Genomic DNA, 17,494 nt, shown 5'->3' with positions numbered 1-17,494 from the left:
GCGGAGGCGCCGGCCTCCGCAACAGATTTTGCCGTCTGTCATCGCCGGCACACAACAATCATCCGCGACCGATCGTCGAACGGCGCATGCTGCGCCAGAGCCCGCGCTAGGCTTCTGCAGAATATTCCAGAGTGGATGCCATGGGCTTGAGCTTCGATCCGGATACCGTCTCGCTTCCCGTCGGCCATTTCATCGGGGGCGAGCTGATCGCGGCCGAGGGCGCGATCGAGATGCGCCGCCCGTCGGACGGCAAGGTATACGCCGCCTGCCAGGTGGCCGGCGTCGAGATGGTCGGCCGTGCCGTGGAAAGCGCCAAGGCGGCGCTGAAGGCCAGCAACTGGGGCGGCGTCCGGCCACGCGAGCGCACAAGGGCACTCCAGGCCTGGGCCGACCTGATCGAGGCGGAAGCCGAAACGTTGGCAAAAATCGAGGCGCTGTGCTCGACGCGGCCTGTCGGCCAGCTCGTTGCCGGCGACATCGCCGTGACCGCCGAGCAGATCCGCTTCTTTGCCGAGTTCGCCGACAAGGAAGGCAGCGAGCTGGTGCCCACGGACGATGCCACCCTTGGCATGATCATGAGCGAACCCTATGGCGTGGTGGGCGCGATCACGCCCTGGAATTTTCCGATCTCGATGGCCGGCTGGAAACTTGGTCCGGCACTGGCCGCGGGCAATGCGGTCGTTCTGAAGCCGTCGGAAATGACACCCTTCTCGGCAGTCTACATGGCGCAACTCGCCGTGAGGGCGGGCCTGCCGGCAGGGCTCATAAACGTCGTGCTGGGAGACGGCCCGACGACCGGCACGGCACTGACCGGCCATCCCGAGATCGCCAAGGTCAGCTTCACCGGCTCGACCCGCGCAGGCTCGGCCATCATGGAGAATGTCGCACGCACCGGCGTCAAGCCGATGACGCTGGAACTCGGCGGCAAGAGCCCGCAGATCGTCTTTGCCGATGCCGATATGGAGAAGGCCGCGACGGCCATCGCCGGCAGCGTCACCTTCAATGCCGGCCAGGCCTGCGTCGCCGGCACGCGCCTGATCGTCGAGAGGAGCGTGGCCGACAGTTTGACGGCTGCCATCCTGGAGAGGATGAAGGCGGTGCGGCCCGGCCCGACCTGGAACGAGGCGACGCAGTATTCGCCTGTTATCTCGGAACGGCAGCGGGCCCGTGTCGACAGCATCGTGCGGGCCGCGATCGAGGCCGGCGGCGAATGCCTGACCGGTGGCGGCGTCATGGACAGCCCCGGCTATTTCTACCAGCCGACGCTGATCTCTGATGTCGACCAGGCCAATCCGGCGATCGTCGAGGAAATCTTCGGCCCGGTCCTCACCATCCAGACCTTCGAGACCGAGGAAGAGGCGCTGGCGCTGTCCAGCCATCCAACCTACGGGCTGGCTTCCGGCCTGTTCACCGCCGACCTCTCCCGCACCATCCGCTTCGCGCGCAAGCTCGAAGCGGGCACCGTCTGGATCAACCGCTACAGCCGCTCGCGCGACCATATCCTGCCGACCGGCGGGTACAAGCGCTCCGGCATCGGCAAGGATCTCGGCCGCGAGGCCTATCTCGCCAACCGCAGGACCAAGAGCGTCCTGATCAGCCTCTAGAGAGATGCCCATGAAGCCCTACTCGATCGCTTTGATCCCCGGTGACGGCATCGGCCGCGATGTGACCGCCGCCGCCTGGACGGTGCTGGAGACCGCAGCCAAACACGCGGGCTTTGCCTTGACGGGAACCGAGTTCCCCTGGTCCTGCAAATTCTACAAGGATACCGGCCGCATGATGCCCGAAGACGGCGTCGAGAGCTTGCGCGGCTTCGACGCCATTCTTCTGGGCGCCGTCGGCTGGCCGGCGGAGGTATCGGATTCCGTTTCGTTGCACGGCCTGCTGCTGCCGATCCGCAAGGCATTCGTGCAATACGCCAACATCAGGCCGCACCGCCTGCTGCCGGGCGTCAAGGGCCCACTGCGTGCCGAGAGCTTCGACATATTGTGCATCCGCGAGAACACCGAGGGCGAATATTCGGGCGCCGGCGGGCGCGTGCATCAAGGCACTCTGGACGAGGTCGCGGTGGAAACCTCGATCTTCACCCGCGCCGGCGTCGAGCGCATCCTGCGCTTCGGCTTCGAGCAGGCGCGGACACGGCGCGGCAAGCTCGCCTCCGTCACCAAATCCAACGCGCAGAAATATTCGATGGTGTTCTGGGACGAGATCACGCGAAAGCTGGCTGCGGAGTACTCTGACGTCGATGTCACCAGCTATCATGTCGATGCGCTCGCCGCGCGCATGATCATGGCGCCGGAGAGCCTCGACGTAGTCGTCGCCTCCAACCTGTTCGGCGATATCCTGACCGACATCGGCGCAGCGGTCCAGGGTGGGCTCGGCTACGCCGCCTCCGCCAACATTAATCCCGACCGCTCGGCACCATCCATGTTCGAGCCTGTGCACGGTTCCGCGCCCGACATCGCGCATCTGGGCATCGCTAATCCCATCGCCACTATATGGTCCGGCGCCATGATGCTCGACCATCTCGGCGAAGCGGCCGCAGCCGGGCGGGTCATGCAAGCGGTCGAAGCGACAACCGCGCGCGGCATTGGAACCATTCCGGGCAAAGACAGAACGCAGGCCATCACGGCCGCCGTCGTCGCAGCGCTCTCCTGATTGCAAGGTCGTTTTCGATGAAAAACCTCAAAGACAAAAGTCTCTTCCGCGAAGCCGGCCTGATCGACGGCAAATGGGTCGCTGCCGGATCCGGAAAGACGGTCGATGTTGTCGATCCGGCTGCTCAATGCGCGATCGGCACGGTGCCCGACATGGCCGGTCATGAGACCCAGGCGGCCATCGAGGCCGCGGCATCCGCTTATGCTGGCTGGAAGAAGAAGACCAACGCCGAGCGCGCTGGCCTCCTGGAGGCCTGGCATGGCCTGATGCTGGCGCATCTGGACGATCTCGCGATGATCCTGACGACGGAACAGGGCAAGCCGCTGGACGAGGCCAAAGGCGAGATCCGCTACGGGGCTTCCTTCGTCAAATGGTTTGCCGAGGAGGCACGCCGCATCAACGGCCACACCATCCCCTCGCCGACGCCGGACCGGCGTATCATCGTGCTCAAGGAGCCGGTCGGTGTGTGCGGCATCATCACGCCGTGGAACTTCCCCAACGCGATGATCACCCGCAAGGTCGCGCCGGCGCTGGCCGCCGGCTGCACGGTTGTGATCAAGCCATCCGAGTTCACGCCCTATTCGGCGCTGGCGCTCGGCGTGCTTGCCGAACGCGCGGGCATCCCCGCCGGCGTCATCAACATCGTCACCGGCATGCCGGCCGAGATCGGCAACGAGATCATGGCCAACGAGACCGTTCGCAAGATCTCCTTCACCGGCTCGACGCGGGTCGGTTCGCTGCTGATGCGCGGCGCGGCCGATACTGTCAAACGGCTCAGCCTCGAACTCGGCGGCAACGCGCCCCTCATCGTCTTCGACGACGCCGATCTCGATCTCGCCGTCGAGGGCGCGCTTGTCTCGAAATTCCGCAATGGCGGACAGACCTGCGTCTGCGCCAACCGCATCCTCGTCCAGGCCGGTGTCTACGAAGCCTTCGCCGCCAAGCTTTCCGCTCGCGTCAACGCCATGACGGTCGGACCGGGCACTCAAGCCGGTGTCGCCATAGGGCCGATGATCAACATGGCGGCGGTCGAGAAGATCAACCGCCATGTCCAGGACGCGCTCGCCAAGGGTGCTTCGATCATCACAACGAGGCCGGCATTGCCCGACGGTCCCCAGTATGTCGCGCCGCTGGTGCTGACTGGCGCAACAAAGGACATGCAGCTCGCCGCCGAGGAAACGTTCGGCCCGGTCGCGCCGCTTTTCCGGTTCGAGACGGAAGAGGAGGCGATCACGCTCGCCAACAGCACGCCCTACGGGCTTGCTTCCTACTTCTACACCGAGAATTTGAAACGCGCCTGGCGCGTCGGCGAGGCGCTGGAGTTCGGCATGGTGGGGCTCAACACCGGCTCGGTCTCGATGGAAGTCGCCCCGTTCGGCGGGGTCAAGCAGTCCGGCCTCGGCCGTGAGGGGGCGCAGGTCGGCATCGAGGAATATCTCGAGATGAAGAGCTTCCACATGGGCGGGCTCAGCTGAGGCAATTTGGCTGAGAGCCCAAAGCGGACCGTATCGAAGCTCACTGGATCCGGTCGAGCGCCTTGTAATAGAGGCCGACCATCGGCAGGAACCAGGGCTTGCCGGAATAGCCGGGAATGGCAGGCCACTTGAGCCCCTTCATCGGATTGCGGTCCTCGCGGCCGAGGATGGCATCGGCCAGGATCATGCCGAGATGGGTGGAAAGCTGGGCACCGTGGCCGGAATAGCCCATCGCGTACCAGACCCCGTCATGATAGCCGGCCCGCGGAAAACGGTCCTTGGTCATGTCGACCAGCCCGCCCCAGCAATAATCGATCTCGACCTTGGCGAGTTGCGGGAAGATCGCCGCGAGGCCTGCCCGTAATATCTGTCCGCTCCTGGCGTCGGAGCGCTGGTCCGAAGTCGCCGAGAAGCGCGCGCGACCGCCGAAGATCAGGCGCCTGTCCGGTGAAAGCCGGAAGTAGTTGCCGATATTCATCGAGGTCACGCATGTCCTATTGCCTGGCATCGTGGCAGTGATCTCGGCGTCGCTCAACGGCCGCGTGGCGATGATGAAGCTGCCGACGGAGATGATCCTGCGGCGAAAATAGCCGAAATTCGGCGTGGTGTAGGCGCCTGTCGCTACCAGCACATTGTCGGCGCTGATGCGGCCGCGGGAGGTCGTCAGCTCATGCCTGCCACCGACCTGCTTGCGGTCGGTCACCGCCGCATTCTCGTGGATGATCGCGCCGTGGCGGACGGCGGCTGTCGCAAGGCCTGCCACATAGCGGCCCATATGCATCATGGCGCTCTTCTTCGACAGCATCGCGCCGTGGAAGGGCGAGCCGATCTCGGATTTGAGGTCGGCCGCCGACAGCAGCGCCGTATCCGGATCCACTTCCGCATGGAGGGCTTCGAAATTGCGGGCGATCGCTTCGAAATGCTGCGGCTTGGAGGCGAGCTTCAGCTTGCCGGCGCGGCGGAAATTGCAGTCGATGCCCTCTTCGGCAACCAGCGCCTCAATGGTGTCGACGGAGTCGTCCAGCGTGCGGTAGAGCGCGATCGCGCGTTCTTTGCCGAGTTCCGCCTTGGCAGAGAGGTAGCTGTGAGCGAGGCCGTTGTTCAGGTGCCCGCCATTGCGGCCGGATGCGCCCCAGCCCACGCGCTGCGCCTCCAGCACCGCCACCTTCGCGCCGGCCTTCGCCAGTTGGCGCGCCGCGGCGAGACCGGTGAAGCCGCCACCGACGATGACGGCATCATAGTGCCCCTCGACCGGGCCTTGCGCTCCGCCGGAAAAAACAGGGCCGGTATCGTGCCAGTAGGAGATCAATTTCATCGACGATCCGCCTGTTTCAAAGCCCGACCACTCCCGGGAGACCCGAAATGTCTGATATCTCGACATAGCCATAGTAAGGGTTTGCCGGTTCGTGGCCGCGATTGACCCAGACCTTGTTCGTAATGCCGAGATCATGTGCCGACATCAGGTCGTAGCGGAACGAGGACGAGCAGTGAAGAATATCTTCCGGGCCGCAACCCAACCTGTCGAACATATATTCGAAGGCCTTGAAGCGTGGCTTGTAAGCCTGCGCCTGCTCGGCCGTGTAGACGGCATGGAACGGCGCGCCGAGCTTCTCGACATTGGACATGATCTGCACGTTCATGGCGTTGGACAGGATGACCAGCGGAATTTCCTTGGCGACCTTAGCCAGGCCGGCTGGGACATCTGCATGGGGCCCCCAGGTCGGGACACGTTCATAGACCATCCTGGCGTCGTCAGGGCTGAAGGCAACACCATTGCGCTTGCAGGCCCGCTCGAGCGCGTTGTGGACAACGTCGGCATAAGGCTTCCAGTCACCCATGATCTCGTCGAGCCGATAGGCGGCGAAGTTCTTGATGAACTCCTGCATACGCGGTTCGTCGAGCCGGCTGCCGTAAAGGTCTCGCGCCGCTTCCGCCATCTGGAAATTGGTCAACGTGCCGTAGCAGTCGAAGGTGATATATTTGGGCCTGAAAGAAGCCATGACCGTCGATCTCCAGTGGAAGCACATTCGCGTTGGGAAGCATTTCATCATAGGACGGGTGGTGGCGACCCAACTGACCGAAATCGCCCTCCCGAAAGCAGAAAGTTCCGTATCCACCATCCGGTTTGGCACGGTGTAGCATCTGGTGTGTCGAACGCGGCGCCGCGCGTGACGTGAAGCGCCTCCGCCGTGGCGGGCGCCAGCACAAGATGCGGCGCACCGCTTGCGCTACGGCGAAAGATACCGCCGAGGCCGAAGCCTTCAGACGATTTGCGACGCGACAATGGTCGAGACTTGAGGGCAGACGGAAGGATGCCTCATGCAGCAGGGCGAGATCGAGATTCAGGACTTCGGGCCGGACCATATCGAGGGAGCCGTGGCGCTTTCTCGCCAGGAGAATTGGCCGCATCGCCCGCAGGACTGGCAGATGGCGCTGCAGCTCTCGAGCGGCGCGGTCGCGCTCGACGACCAGGGCCGTGTCACCGGAACCATCCTGGTGACACCCTATGGCGCGGACTGCGCCATGATCAACATGGTGATCGTCGACAGGAACGTGCGTGGCAAAGGGCTCGGGCGCCGGCTCATGGATCAGGCCATCGCCCTTGCCGGCGACCGTCCGCTGCGGCTCGTCGCGACGACTGACGGCATGCCTCTCTACCAGAAACTGGGCTTTGTGCCCTCCGGCACGATCCGGCAGCATCAAGGTACGGTTGCAGCGCTCGGCGTGCCGGATGGAGTGGAAGCCGCAAGCATGGACGAGCTGCCGGACATCAAGGCGCTGGACCGCAACGCCTATGGCGCCGACCGGCAAGCCCTGATCGATGCGCTGGCCGAGCGCGGCCAATTCGCAATCATTGGCCGCCACGGCGTGATTGAAGCCTATGCCGCAATCCGTCCGTTCGGACGCGGTGAGGTGATCGGACCGGTCATCGCGGAAAGCGCTGACACCGCGAAGGCCCTGATTAGCTTCTTGGCCGCGAACCGCCCCGGCGCCTTTCTGCGCGTGGATACCGACAGCAGGACCGGCATTGCCGGTTGGCTCGAGGAAATCGGCCTCACCCATGTCGGCGGAGGCGTGGCCATGGACCGTCCGCCCAAGAGCGTCGCGGAACAGACCAAGCCAAAAGTTTACGCCCTCGCCAACCAGGCGCTCGGCTAGGAGGACAACAATGCTCGCGAATTCCCTGATCGAACTCGATCGCGCCCACCTCATCCATCCGGTCTCATCATATCGCGGCCATGAGGCGCTCGGCGTGCGCGTCTTGAAATCGGCGAAGGGGGCGACCGTGACCGATGCGTCAGGCCGGCAACTCGTAGACGGTTTCGCGGGGCTGTGGTGCGTCAATGCCGGCTATGGCCATGACAGCATCGTCGAGGCTGCGGCCCGGCAGATGCGCGACCTCCCCTACGCCACCGCCTATTTCGACCTCGGCTCGGAGCCGGCCATCCGCCTCGCCTCGGAGCTGGCTGAGCGCGCGCCCGGGGATCTCAATCACGTCTATTTCACGCTCGGCGGGTCGGACGCGGTCGACAGCACGATCCGCTTCGTCCGCTACTACTGGAATGCCAAAGGCGAGCCGCAACGCGACCAGTTCATTTCCATCGAGCAGGGCTATCACGGGTCATCGGTGGTCGGCGCGGGCCTGACCGCGCTGCCCGCCTTTCACGCCGGTTTTGGCGTTCCCTTTGAATGGCAGCACAAGATCCCCTCCCCCTATCCCTACCGCAACCCGGTGGGCGAGGACGGCAACGCGATCATCGCCGCATCACGCGCCGCGCTGAAGGCCAAGATCGAGGAGATCGGACCGGAGCGGGTCGCTGCCTTTTATGCCGAGCCGATCCAAGGTTCGGGCGGCGTCATCGTCCCGCCGAAAGGCTGGATCAAGGCGATGCGCGAGCTCTGCCGGGAGTACGGCATCCTGTTCATCGCCGACGAGGTGATCACCGGCTTCGGCCGCACCGGACCCTTGTTCGCCTGCACCGATGAGGACATCGTTCCCGATTTCATGACGACCGCGAAGGGGCTGACTTCGGGCTATGTTCCCATGGGCGCCGTGTTCATGGCCGATCATGTCTACGACGTCATCGCCGACGGCGCGGGCAGTTCGGCCGTTGGTCACGGCTACACCTATTCCGCCCATCCCGTCAGCGCCGCCGTCGCGCTCGAAGTGTTGAAGCTCTACGAAAACGGCCTGCTGGAGAACGGCACCAAGGCCGGCGCTCGCCTGATGGCGGGCTTGGAGGGCCTGAGGGACCACCCGCTCGTTGGCGACGTGCGCGGCCGCGGCATGCTTACCGCGATCGAACTGGTGGTCGACAAACAGAAGAAGACCCCGCTTCCGGCGTCGGCCATGCCGGCGCGGCGCGTCTTCGACAGGGCGTGGGACAACGGCCTGATCATCCGTGCCTTTGCGCATGGGGTTATCGGCTATGCACCGCCGCTCTGCTGCACCGACGCCGACATTGATGCGATCATCGAGCGCACGCGCCGTACGCTCGACCAGACGCTGGACGATCCGGATGTCCGCCAGGCAATGGCATGACGGCAGACGAATACCCTGTGTTTCGAAATAGCGCCGGAGCAGACGATTTCGCAATTTTGTGCCGCCCCCTCACGCCTTTTCGGCGAATCCAACGCGGGGGAAGTGCCACACTGCTGATAGGACAAGGCCAGAAAGCCCGGATTTCCGGGCCTTCGGAAAAGGTCGACGCCCCAGACAGCACGGAATTTTGTTCTGTTCAACACATGCAATTCGGCCGCGCGTATAGGAGACCCAGTCTTGGCCAGGGGCTTTAGCGAATTCAAATACATGACCTTCGATGTGGTCGGCACGCTGATCGACTTCGAAGGCGGCATCACGACCTGCTTGGCCGGGATTGCCGCCGAGGCCGGCGTTTCGCTCGACGGCGAGGAAGCGCTGAGCCTCTACCGGCAGGCCCGCTACATGCCCGATGCAGGCCTGTTCCCCGATGATCTCGTGCGTGTCTACAGGGTCATCGCGCCGCGGCTCGGCCTGCCCGCTGAGGAAAAATACGGCATCCGCCTGCGGGATTCGGCCAGCGCCTGGCACGGCTTTCCCGATAGCGCGGCGGCATTGGCGGAGCTTGCGAAGTCGCACAGGCTGATCGCCATGACCAATGCCCGACGCTGGGCACTCGATCATTTCGAGAAGCAACTCGGATCGCCCTTTTTCGCCACCTTCACGGCCGACGATACCGGCACGGAAAAACCGGACCCGGCCTTTTTCCAGAAGGCCTTCGATTTCGTAACCTCAAGGGGCGACAGCAAGGATGACATCCTGCACGTCGCGCAAAGCCAGTATCACGATATCGGCATATCCCGGGCGCTTGGCTTGACCAACTGCTGGATCGAGCGCCGGCACGCCCAGAAGGGCTATGGCGGCACGATCGAGCCCGAGCGTTTCACCACGCCGGACTACCACTTCACGTCAATGGCGGCCCTTGCCGCCGCCGTGCGGGAAAGCCTGAAGCAACGAACCTGAGCCCAAGCCCGGAAAGCCGCGTCAAGACGAGCAAGCCGGAAAACAAACGAAAGGGGAATGATATGACCGACAAGATCACGAACTGGACCAGCGCAGACGATGCCATGGTCGAAAATGCCATTCGGCGGGGCGCGAGCCGCCGCGAACTCCTCAAGATGCTGTTGGCCGGCGGCGCTGCGATTGCCGCGGGCAGCATGGTGCTTGGCCGCGCTACCAATGCCGTCGCCGCCACGCCGGTTTCCGGCGGCAGTTTCAAGGCGGCTGGCTGGTCGTCCTCGACCGCCGACACGCTCGATCCGGCAAAGGCGTCGCTGTCGACCGACTATGTCCGCTGCTGTTCGCTCTACAATCGCCTGACTTTCCTCGACAAGGATGGCGTCACGCAGATGGAGCTGGCCGAAAGCTTCGACAGCAAGGACGCCAAGACCTGGACGGTGAAGCTGCGCAAGGGCGTCACCTTCCACGACGGCAAGGCCCTCACTGCCGACGACGTCGTCTTCTCGATGAAGCGCCATCTCGATCCGGCGGTCGGTTCCAAAGTCGCCAAGATCGCCGCGCAGATGATCGGCTTCAAGGCGGTCGACAAGTCGACCGTGGAAATCACGCTGGCCGATCCGAATGCCGACCTCCCGACCATCCTGGCGCTGCATCACTTCATGATCGTCGCCGATGGCACCACCGACTTCTCCAAGGGCAACGGCACCGGCGCCTTCGTGCTGCAAACGTTCGAACCGGGCGTGCGGTCGGTCGTCACCAAGAACAAGAACTACTGGAAGTCGGGCCAGCCCTATCTCGACTCTTTCGAATTCATCGCCATCAGCGATGACAGCGCCCGCGTGAACGCCCTGCTTTCCGGTGACATCAACTTCGCCGCCTCGATCAATCCGCGCGCGATGAAGCTCATCGGCGGCCAGCAGGGCTTCGAACTGTCGAAAACCACCTCGGGCAACTACACCGACCTCAACATCCGGCTCGACATGGATCCGGGCAACAAGGCCGACTTCGTGGCCGGCATGAAATACCTCGTCAACCGCGAGCAGATCGTCAAATCGGCATTGCGCGGCCTCGGCGAAGTCGGCAACGACCAGCCCGTCTCGCCGGCGAACATCTTCCACAATGCCGACCTCAAGCCGAAGGCGTTCGACCCCGACAAGGCTAAGTTCCACTTCCAGAAGTCGGGCTTGCTTGGCCAGTCCATCCCCGTGATCGCCTCCGACGCCGCGACCTCGTCGATCGATATGGCGGTGATCATCCAGGCCGCCGGCGCGGATATCGGCATGAAACTCGATGTCCAGCGCGCCCCGTCCGACGGCTACTGGGACAATTACTGGCTCAAGGCGCCGGTCCATTTCGGCAACATCAACCCACGCCCGACGCCGGACATCCTGTTCTCGCTGCTCTACGCCTCCAACGCGCCGTGGAACGAAAGCCAGTATAAGTCGGAGAAGTTCGACAAGCTGATGATCGAGGCGCGTGGCTCGCTCGACCAGGCCAAGCGCAAGGAAATCTACGGCCACATGCAGACCATGGTCTCCGAGGAGGCCGGCACCATCATCCCGGCCTACATTTCCAACGTCGATGCCCTCTCCAGCAAGGTGAAGGGTTTGGAGGCGAACCCGCTCGGTGGCATGATGGGCTACGCAATGGCGGAATATCTCTGGCTCGAAGCCTGAGAGGCGCCTGCCAGGGACCGGACAGCCGGTCCCTGGCACCTTATTGCGCAACATCGCTTGGCCGAACGCAACCGCAGGAGCGCTTTCATGACGTCTGGGGTTCTAAACCTCGTGTTAAAGCGGCTGGCAATCGCGGTGATCACACTTCTGATCGTCCTGTTCGCCGTTTTTTTCGCCACCAGCATGCTGCCCGGCGACACCGCGTCGATCCTGCTCGGCCAGGCGGCAACCCCGGAGGCGGTCGCCGGCCTGCGCGAGGCCATGCATCTCAACGATCCGGCAATCCTGCGCTTCCTGCGCTGGCTTCTCGGCCTGCTCCACGGCGATCTCGGCACCTCCTATGCCAACGAGATGCCGGTCGCGGCGCTGATCGGGGGGCGCTTCGTCAACACCATAGAACTCGCCGGCATCACCACGCTGCTCTCGGTCCCGCTGGCGCTGACGCTGGGCATCACCGCCGCCATGCTGCGCGGCTCCCTCTACGATCGCACCGTCACCATTCTTGCGATCGGCGTCATCTCGGTGCCGGAGTTCATGGTGGCGACGCTGGCGGTCCTGCTTTTCGCCGTCTATCTCAAATGGCTGCCGGCGCTGTCCTCGGTCAATGAGGCGCATACGCTGACCGACCTCGTACGCATTTATGCAATGCCCGTGATCACGCTGACCTTCGTCATCTCAGCCCAGATGATCCGCATGACCCGCGCCGCGGTGATCGAGACACTGTCCACGCCTTATGTCGAGATGGCGCTTCTCAAAGGCGCCTCACGCGGCCGCATGGTGCTCAGGCACGCGCTTCCCAACGCACTCGGTCCGATCGTCAACGCGGTCGCGCTGTCGCTGTCCTATCTGGTCGGCGGCGTCATCATCGTGGAGACGATCTTCAACTATCCCGGCATCGCCAAGCTGATGGTCGACGCGGTCGCGACACGTGACCTGCCGCTGATCCAGAGCTGCGCGATGATCTTCTGCCTCGGCTACCTCTTGCTCATCACGGTCGCCGACATCATCGCCATCATGTCCAACCCGAGGCTCAGGTGACGATGGCGCGCGTGGCAGCTTCGCGACGGTCCTTCCTGGGCCACAGCTACAATCTCGTGGGCGTCGTGGCCTCGCTGGTCATCCTGGCGTGGACGCTGATCGCCATCTTCGCCCCCACCATCATTCCCCATTCGATCGGCGACATCGTCGACGACGACTATTTCGGCCCGATGCGCCAGGGCCTATGGCTCGGCTCGGACTATCTGGGGCGCGACATGCTCTCGCGGGTGCTGATGGGCGCCCGCTACACCGTCGGAATATCGGTCGCCGCCGTCTCCATCGCCTGCTTTTCCGGCGTCGTGCTGGGAATGATAGCAGCCGTCACCGGCGGCTGGCTCGACACTTGCCTCAGCCGTTTCATGGACGCCATGACCTCGATTCCCAGCAAGCTGTTCGGCCTTGTCGTCGTTGCGGCCGTCGGTTCCTCGATCCCGGTGCTGATCCTGACGCTCGCCGTCATCTATATACCAGGCGCCTACCGCTTTACGCGTGCGCTCGCCGTCAACATCAACAGCATGGACTTCGTGACTGTCGCCCGCATCCGCGGCGAAAGCACAGCCTATCTCATCGGGTCCGAGATCCTGCCCAACATCATCCGCCCTGTGCTGGCTGATTTCGGCCTGCGCTTCGTCTTCATCGTGCTCTTGCTCTCCGGCCTGTCCTTCCTCGGGCTCGGACTGCAGCCGCCACTCGCCGACTGGGGCGCGCTGGTGCGCGAGAACATAGGCGGCCTGCCCTTCGCCGCCCCCGCCGTCATCATTCCCTCGCTGGCGATCGCCAGCCTCACCATCAGCGTCAACCTGCTGATCGATAACCTGCCGCAGAAGATCAGGGACAGAGACGCATGACCAATCTCGTCGAGGTCAGGGACCTGAGGATCGAGGCGACGACCGACGCCGGTCGCGTCGTCGAAATCATCAAGGGCGTCAGCCTCGACATCGCCGACGGCGAGATCGTCGCCCTGATCGGCGAAAGCGGCTCAGGCAAGACGACGATCGCGCTCGCGCTGATGGGCTATGCGCGGCCCGGCTGCCGGATCACCGGCGGCGAGATCAATGTCAACGGCAAGAACATGGCCGCACTTTCCGAAAAGCAACGCGCCAAATTGCGCGGCACCGACATTGCCTATGTTCCCCAAAGTGCCGCCGCCTCCTTCAACCCTTCGTCCACCATCATGGAGCAGGTGATCGAGGTCACGCGCATCCACGGGCTGATGCCGCCCGAGCAGTCGCGAAAGAGAGCGGTCGAGCTGTTCCGGGCCTTGTCGCTGCCGGACCCGGAAGGGATCGGCGCGCGTTATCCGCACCAGGTTTCGGGCGGGCAGTTGCAGCGGCTGTCGGCGGCCATGGCGCTGATCGGCGATCCCAAGCTGATAATCTTCGACGAGCCGACGACGGCACTTGACGTGACGACGCAGATCGATGTGCTGAAGGCATTCAAGTCGGTCATGCGGGCGGGCGGTATAGCGGGTGTCTACGTTTCCCACGACCTCGCCGTCGTCGCCCAGATCGCCGACCACATCGTTGTGCTGAAGAGCGGCGAAGTGCAGGAAACCGGCACCACGGCTCAGATACTTTCGGCTGCCCAGCACCCCTATACGCGCGAACTGCTGGCTGCCTTCGAGCCGAAACCGCGGCAAGCACATGCGGACGCGGATGCCGGAAGGACGCCGCTGCTGCGTATCGACAATGTGACCGCCGGATATGGCGCGGTGCGGGCTGACGGACTGCCGCTTATCCGCGCGGTCAATTCCGTCAGTCTGGTCGTTGAGAAGGGGCGCAATCTCGGCGTCATCGGCGAATCCGGCTGCGGAAAATCGACGCTGGCGCGCGTCATCGCCGGCATCCATCCGGCAGCTGCCGGTGACATCGTCTTCAACGGTGAGGAACTGAAGCGTGCCGCCTGGAAACGCAGTCAGAACCAACTGCGTGAGATGCAGATCGTGTTCCAGTATGCCGATACCGCGCTCAATCCGGCCAAGCCCGTTGAGGACACTATTGCCCGGCCGCTGGCCTTCTATCACCGGCTCGACCGGCAGGCGTGCTCGAAGCGGGTCGACGAATTGCTCGACATGGTTCGCTTGCCCAGGACGCTACGCTACCGCCGCCCGTCGGAGCTGTCGGGCGGTCAGAAGCAGCGCGTGAACTTTGCGCGCGCCCTGGCGGCCGGACCCAAGCTCATCATCTGCGACGAAATCACCTCGGCGCTCGACACGGTGGTGGCGGCTGCGGTGATCGAATTGCTCAAGGAGCTGCAGCGCGAGTTGGGCCTTTCCTACATTTTCATCAGCCACGACCTCTCCGTCGTCGAAGCGATCTGCGACGAAATCATGGTCATGTACAATGGCGAGCGGGTGGAGCAGATCACGCCCGACAAGCTGAAGGCGCCCACCCATCCCTATTCCAAGCTTCTGTTCTCCTCCGTGCCGAAGCTTGACCCGACCTGGCTCGATGGCCTCGTTCGCGACCCCGAGCTGGTCAACCTGTACGGCCATCGCTGACTATAAGGGAAACAAACTGGGCAGCGGCATGTGCGCCTTGACGATGGGAGACTTCAGCACCACGAAGCTGAAATACTTGTCGATGCCGATATCCATGTCGCTCAGCCGCTTCATGATCTCCTGGTACTCGCCGATGCCAGCCGCCACGAACTTCATCAGATAGTCGTAACGGGCCGAAACGCGGTGGCATTCGACGGCCGCATCGACCTTGTCAACGGCGGCAAGAAAACGCGCGAAGTCGATCTGACGATGGTTCTTGAGTGTGATTTCCGTGAAGACGGTGAGCGTCCGCCCCAGCTTCGCGACGTCGATATGCGCCGAATAGCGCATGATATAGCCTTCGGCCTGCAGCTTCTTTACCCGCATCAGACATGGGCTGGGGGAGAGATTGACCAATTCCGCCAGTTCCACATTCGTGATGCGGCCGTTCTTCTGCAGCTCGTAGAGGATCTTGATGTCAATCCGATCGAGTCTCATGGGCTAATGTGCTTCCTGTCAGGGCAAATCAGCCCACCGCAGCCGGCCTTCACCCTGTCTACAATTGCGAGCAGAGCCGGTAGGCCTCATAGATCGACGAGTAGATGTCCCGGCTGGCAACCGCGTCTCCAATGCGGTGCAGGACGAATGATCCGGCAGCTTGGGGACCATAGTCTCCCGTCGTTTCCGTTCCCGTCATGAGTGCTATGTCGGTGACGCCGTTGTTGGCGGAGCGGACACGCAATTCCTGGTAGGTATCCTCCATGGGTACCGTACCGCGCTCGACAATGAGTTGGGCCGCCGTCATTTTCGTCTCCGCGCCGGTGAGCTCATGCTGGAATTTGGCGACAATGCCGTTGCCCTGGCGCACTGCTTTCACCAGGCGCACATCGCTGACGACGCGGATGCCGCGTTCCGAGGCGCGTTTGCGGAAACTTACCCTGTCCGGATAGGGCGTTTCGATCGCCAAGGTGTCGTCTGCTATGACCATGCTGACCACGCGCCCGTCGCGGGCAAGATGCAGGGCGCAGGAAATTGCGGCCTGGCGTCCAGTCTCATCGTAGATGAGCACATCGTCCTTCGCCGGCACGACACCGGTCAAGACGTCCCAGACGCTGTCGCAATGTTCCGCGCCCTCCAGCCATTCCATGTCCGGAATACCGCCGGTGGCGACGATGACCGCGTCCGGCTTCCCGGCAAGGACGATTTCTGCGTCCGCATAGGTGTTGAGACGGACTTCCACGCCCAGGCGCGCGAGTTCGTCGACGCGCCAGTCGACTATGCCGATGAGATCCTTGCGATCGGACGCCGAGGCCGCGACGAGTACCTGCCCGCCAAGCCGCGCCCCGGCTTCAAGCAGGCTCACTGTGTGTCCGCGCTCGGCGGCGACCCTTGCCGCTTCCATCCCACCAGGGCCACCGCCGACCACGACCACCCGTTTCGGCGTTTCGGCCCGCACGATGGTGTGGCTGATGATCGTTTCATGGCCGCTGGCCGGGTTGTGGATGCACTGGACCTTTTTGTAGAGGCAGTAGGATGCGCCGACGCAAGGACGGATACGTTCTTCTTCTCCGCGCATCACCTTGGTGACGATATGGGGGTCGGCAATATGCGCCCGCGTCATGCCGACCAGGTCGACGAGGTTCTCGCGAATGGCATGCCGGGCGGTGGCTACGTCGCGAATGGCTGCGGCGTGGATGACGGGCAGCCCGGTTTCCCGTTTGAACTGCCCGACCAGCGGCAGGAACGGTGCGCTCGGGCTGAACATGCCGGGCATGTTCTGCTCAGCCAGGGACAGATCGGTATCCATGCGGCCAAAGATGCAGTTGAAGAAGTCTATATGGCCTTCCCGCTCGAACAGCCTGGCGAAGGCAAGGCATTCCTCGAAATCCGACCCGCCGTCGGCCGCCTCGTCGATCACCAACCGGATGCCGACAGCAAGGTTGTCGCCTACCGCATGGCGAATCGCCTCATGGACCATGAGGCCGAAGCGCGCGCGGTTTTCAAGCGAGCCGCCGAAGCCATCCGTGCGTCTGTTGGTTCTGCGCGAGAGGAATTGCCCGATCAGATGGCCGCCGGTGACGGTTTCGATGCCGTCCATATCGCCGTCACGGCAGCGCTTGGCGGCACTGGCGTAATCCTTGACGATCCTGTCGATGTCCGCGCCGTCCATCTCCTTTGGAAAGTTCCGGTTTCGCGTCTCGCGAACGCGTGACGGCGCCACCGGCGGCAGCCAATTCCCGGCATAGGCGGTGGCGCGCCGGCCAAGATGCGAGACTTGGCACATGACGGCCGCGCCGTGGCGATGCACTCGCTGCGACAGCGACTGGAGATGGGGCACGATGCGATCGCTCGAAAGGTCCAGCTGACCGCCGCCCCAACTCGAGTCGGGCGAGGTCATGGCCGAGCCGCCCGCCATGGTCATCGCCAGGCCGCCGCGCGCTTTCTCCTCATGGTAGCGCTGGTAGCGCTCGAGCGGCAGGCCGCCATCGTCCAGCATCGAGGCATGACTGGTGCTGACGACACGGTTGCGCAGCGTCAGATCCTTGAGCCGAAACGGCTGAAGCAGAGGATCGCTGGATGGGCTGTCCGCTTGAGATGCCGCTGTCTTCACGTCCTGCTCCGCCCCATTCATCAGGGTTATAGTTCGCCATTTCCGGAATCACAGAAA

15 protein-coding genes are annotated in these 17,494 nt (G+C 63.5%); 11 read left to right on the top strand and 4 right to left on the bottom strand.

Annotated features, from left to right (window positions below; genetic code table 11):
• The first annotated feature begins 140 nt into the window (after positions 1 to 140).
• The 3 genes from FJ428_RS22150 to FJ428_RS22140 are packed head-to-tail and all read left to right on the top strand — an operon-like array spanning position 141 to position 4,133.
• Positions 141 to 1,604 carry an aldehyde dehydrogenase family protein gene (locus FJ428_RS22150; protein ID WP_140880185.1) on the top strand — a complete coding sequence of 488 codons (1,464 nt, stop codon included), beginning with the start codon at positions 141 to 143 and terminating at the stop codon, positions 1,602 to 1,604.
• A 10-nt stretch (positions 1,605 to 1,614) separates the two neighbouring features.
• Positions 1,615 to 2,658, top strand: coding sequence for a tartrate dehydrogenase (locus FJ428_RS22145; RefSeq protein ID WP_140880184.1), 1,044 nt, complete (start codon positions 1,615 to 1,617; stop codon positions 2,656 to 2,658).
• A gap of 17 nt (positions 2,659 to 2,675) precedes the next feature.
• Positions 2,676 to 4,133, top strand: coding sequence for an NAD-dependent succinate-semialdehyde dehydrogenase (locus FJ428_RS22140; protein WP_140880183.1), 1,458 nt, complete (start codon positions 2,676 to 2,678; stop codon positions 4,131 to 4,133).
• A gap of 40 nt (positions 4,134 to 4,173) precedes the next feature.
• Here the strand turns inward: FJ428_RS22140 and FJ428_RS22135 are convergent, their stop codons facing one another.
• Positions 4,174 to 5,448, bottom strand: a complete 1,275-nt coding sequence (locus FJ428_RS22135) for an FAD-binding oxidoreductase (protein ID WP_140880182.1) — start codon at positions 5,446 to 5,448, stop codon at positions 4,174 to 4,176.
• Between the two features lie 16 nt (positions 5,449 to 5,464).
• Complete coding sequence (locus FJ428_RS22130) at positions 5,465 to 6,133, bottom strand: haloacid dehalogenase type II (protein ID WP_140880181.1); 669 nt, start codon at positions 6,131 to 6,133, stop codon at positions 5,465 to 5,467.
• Here FJ428_RS22130 and FJ428_RS30355 point away from each other — a divergent pair.
• The 8 genes from FJ428_RS30355 to FJ428_RS22095 all read left to right on the top strand — a co-directional run bounded on the left by FJ428_RS30355 (position 6,132) and on the right by FJ428_RS22095 (position 14,847).
• On the top strand, positions 6,132 to 6,272 hold the full coding sequence (locus FJ428_RS30355) for a hypothetical protein (protein WP_181167374.1): 141 nt from the start codon (positions 6,132 to 6,134) through the stop codon (positions 6,270 to 6,272). The two genes, FJ428_RS22130 and FJ428_RS30355, sit on opposite strands and share 2 nt — an antisense overlap.
• 180 nt (positions 6,273 to 6,452) lie before the next feature.
• Complete coding sequence (locus tag FJ428_RS22125; RefSeq protein ID WP_140880180.1) at positions 6,453 to 7,292, top strand: GNAT family N-acetyltransferase; 840 nt, start codon at positions 6,453 to 6,455, stop codon at positions 7,290 to 7,292.
• Positions 7,293 to 7,302: 10 nt separating this feature from the next.
• Positions 7,303 to 8,676 (top strand): aspartate aminotransferase family protein, encoded by a 1,374-nt coding sequence (locus tag FJ428_RS22120; RefSeq protein WP_140880179.1) that lies wholly within the window; start codon positions 7,303 to 7,305, stop codon positions 8,674 to 8,676.
• A gap of 237 nt (positions 8,677 to 8,913) precedes the next feature.
• Entirely contained in the window at positions 8,914 to 9,636 is a 723-nt protein-coding gene (locus tag FJ428_RS22115; RefSeq protein WP_140880178.1) for an HAD-IA family hydrolase, read from the top strand.
• Positions 9,637 to 9,698: 62 nt separating this feature from the next.
• Positions 9,699 to 11,309, top strand: coding sequence for an ABC transporter substrate-binding protein (locus FJ428_RS22110; protein WP_140880177.1), 1,611 nt, complete (start codon positions 9,699 to 9,701; stop codon positions 11,307 to 11,309).
• Positions 11,310 to 11,396: 87 nt separating this feature from the next.
• Positions 11,397 to 12,347, top strand: a complete 951-nt coding sequence (locus FJ428_RS22105; protein WP_140880176.1) for an ABC transporter permease — start codon at positions 11,397 to 11,399, stop codon at positions 12,345 to 12,347.
• A gap of 2 nt (positions 12,348 to 12,349) precedes the next feature.
• Positions 12,350 to 13,195, top strand: a complete 846-nt coding sequence (locus tag FJ428_RS22100) for an ABC transporter permease (RefSeq protein WP_140880299.1) — start codon at positions 12,350 to 12,352, stop codon at positions 13,193 to 13,195.
• Positions 13,192 to 14,847, top strand: a complete 1,656-nt coding sequence (locus FJ428_RS22095; protein ID WP_140880175.1) for an ABC transporter ATP-binding protein — start codon at positions 13,192 to 13,194, stop codon at positions 14,845 to 14,847. Before FJ428_RS22100 ends, FJ428_RS22095 begins: the two co-directional genes overlap by 4 nt.
• On the opposite strand, the gene FJ428_RS22090 is transcribed toward FJ428_RS22095, so the two are convergent.
• A complete protein-coding gene (locus tag FJ428_RS22090; RefSeq protein ID WP_140880174.1) occupies positions 14,848 to 15,324 on the bottom strand; it encodes an Lrp/AsnC family transcriptional regulator in 477 nt (158 codons plus the stop codon).
• Positions 15,325 to 15,382: 58 nt separating this feature from the next.
• Positions 15,383 to 17,458 carry an NADH:flavin oxidoreductase gene (locus FJ428_RS22085; RefSeq protein WP_140880173.1) on the bottom strand — a complete coding sequence of 692 codons (2,076 nt, stop codon included), beginning with the start codon at positions 17,456 to 17,458 and terminating at the stop codon, positions 15,383 to 15,385.
• Between the last annotated feature and the right edge of the window lie 36 nt (positions 17,459 to 17,494).

Source organism: Mesorhizobium sp. B2-8-1 (assembly GCF_006440955.1).
In the GTDB taxonomy this organism is placed as follows: domain Bacteria; phylum Pseudomonadota; class Alphaproteobacteria; order Rhizobiales; family Rhizobiaceae; genus Mesorhizobium.
This window is presented reverse-complemented; position numbering and strand designations above follow the sequence as displayed.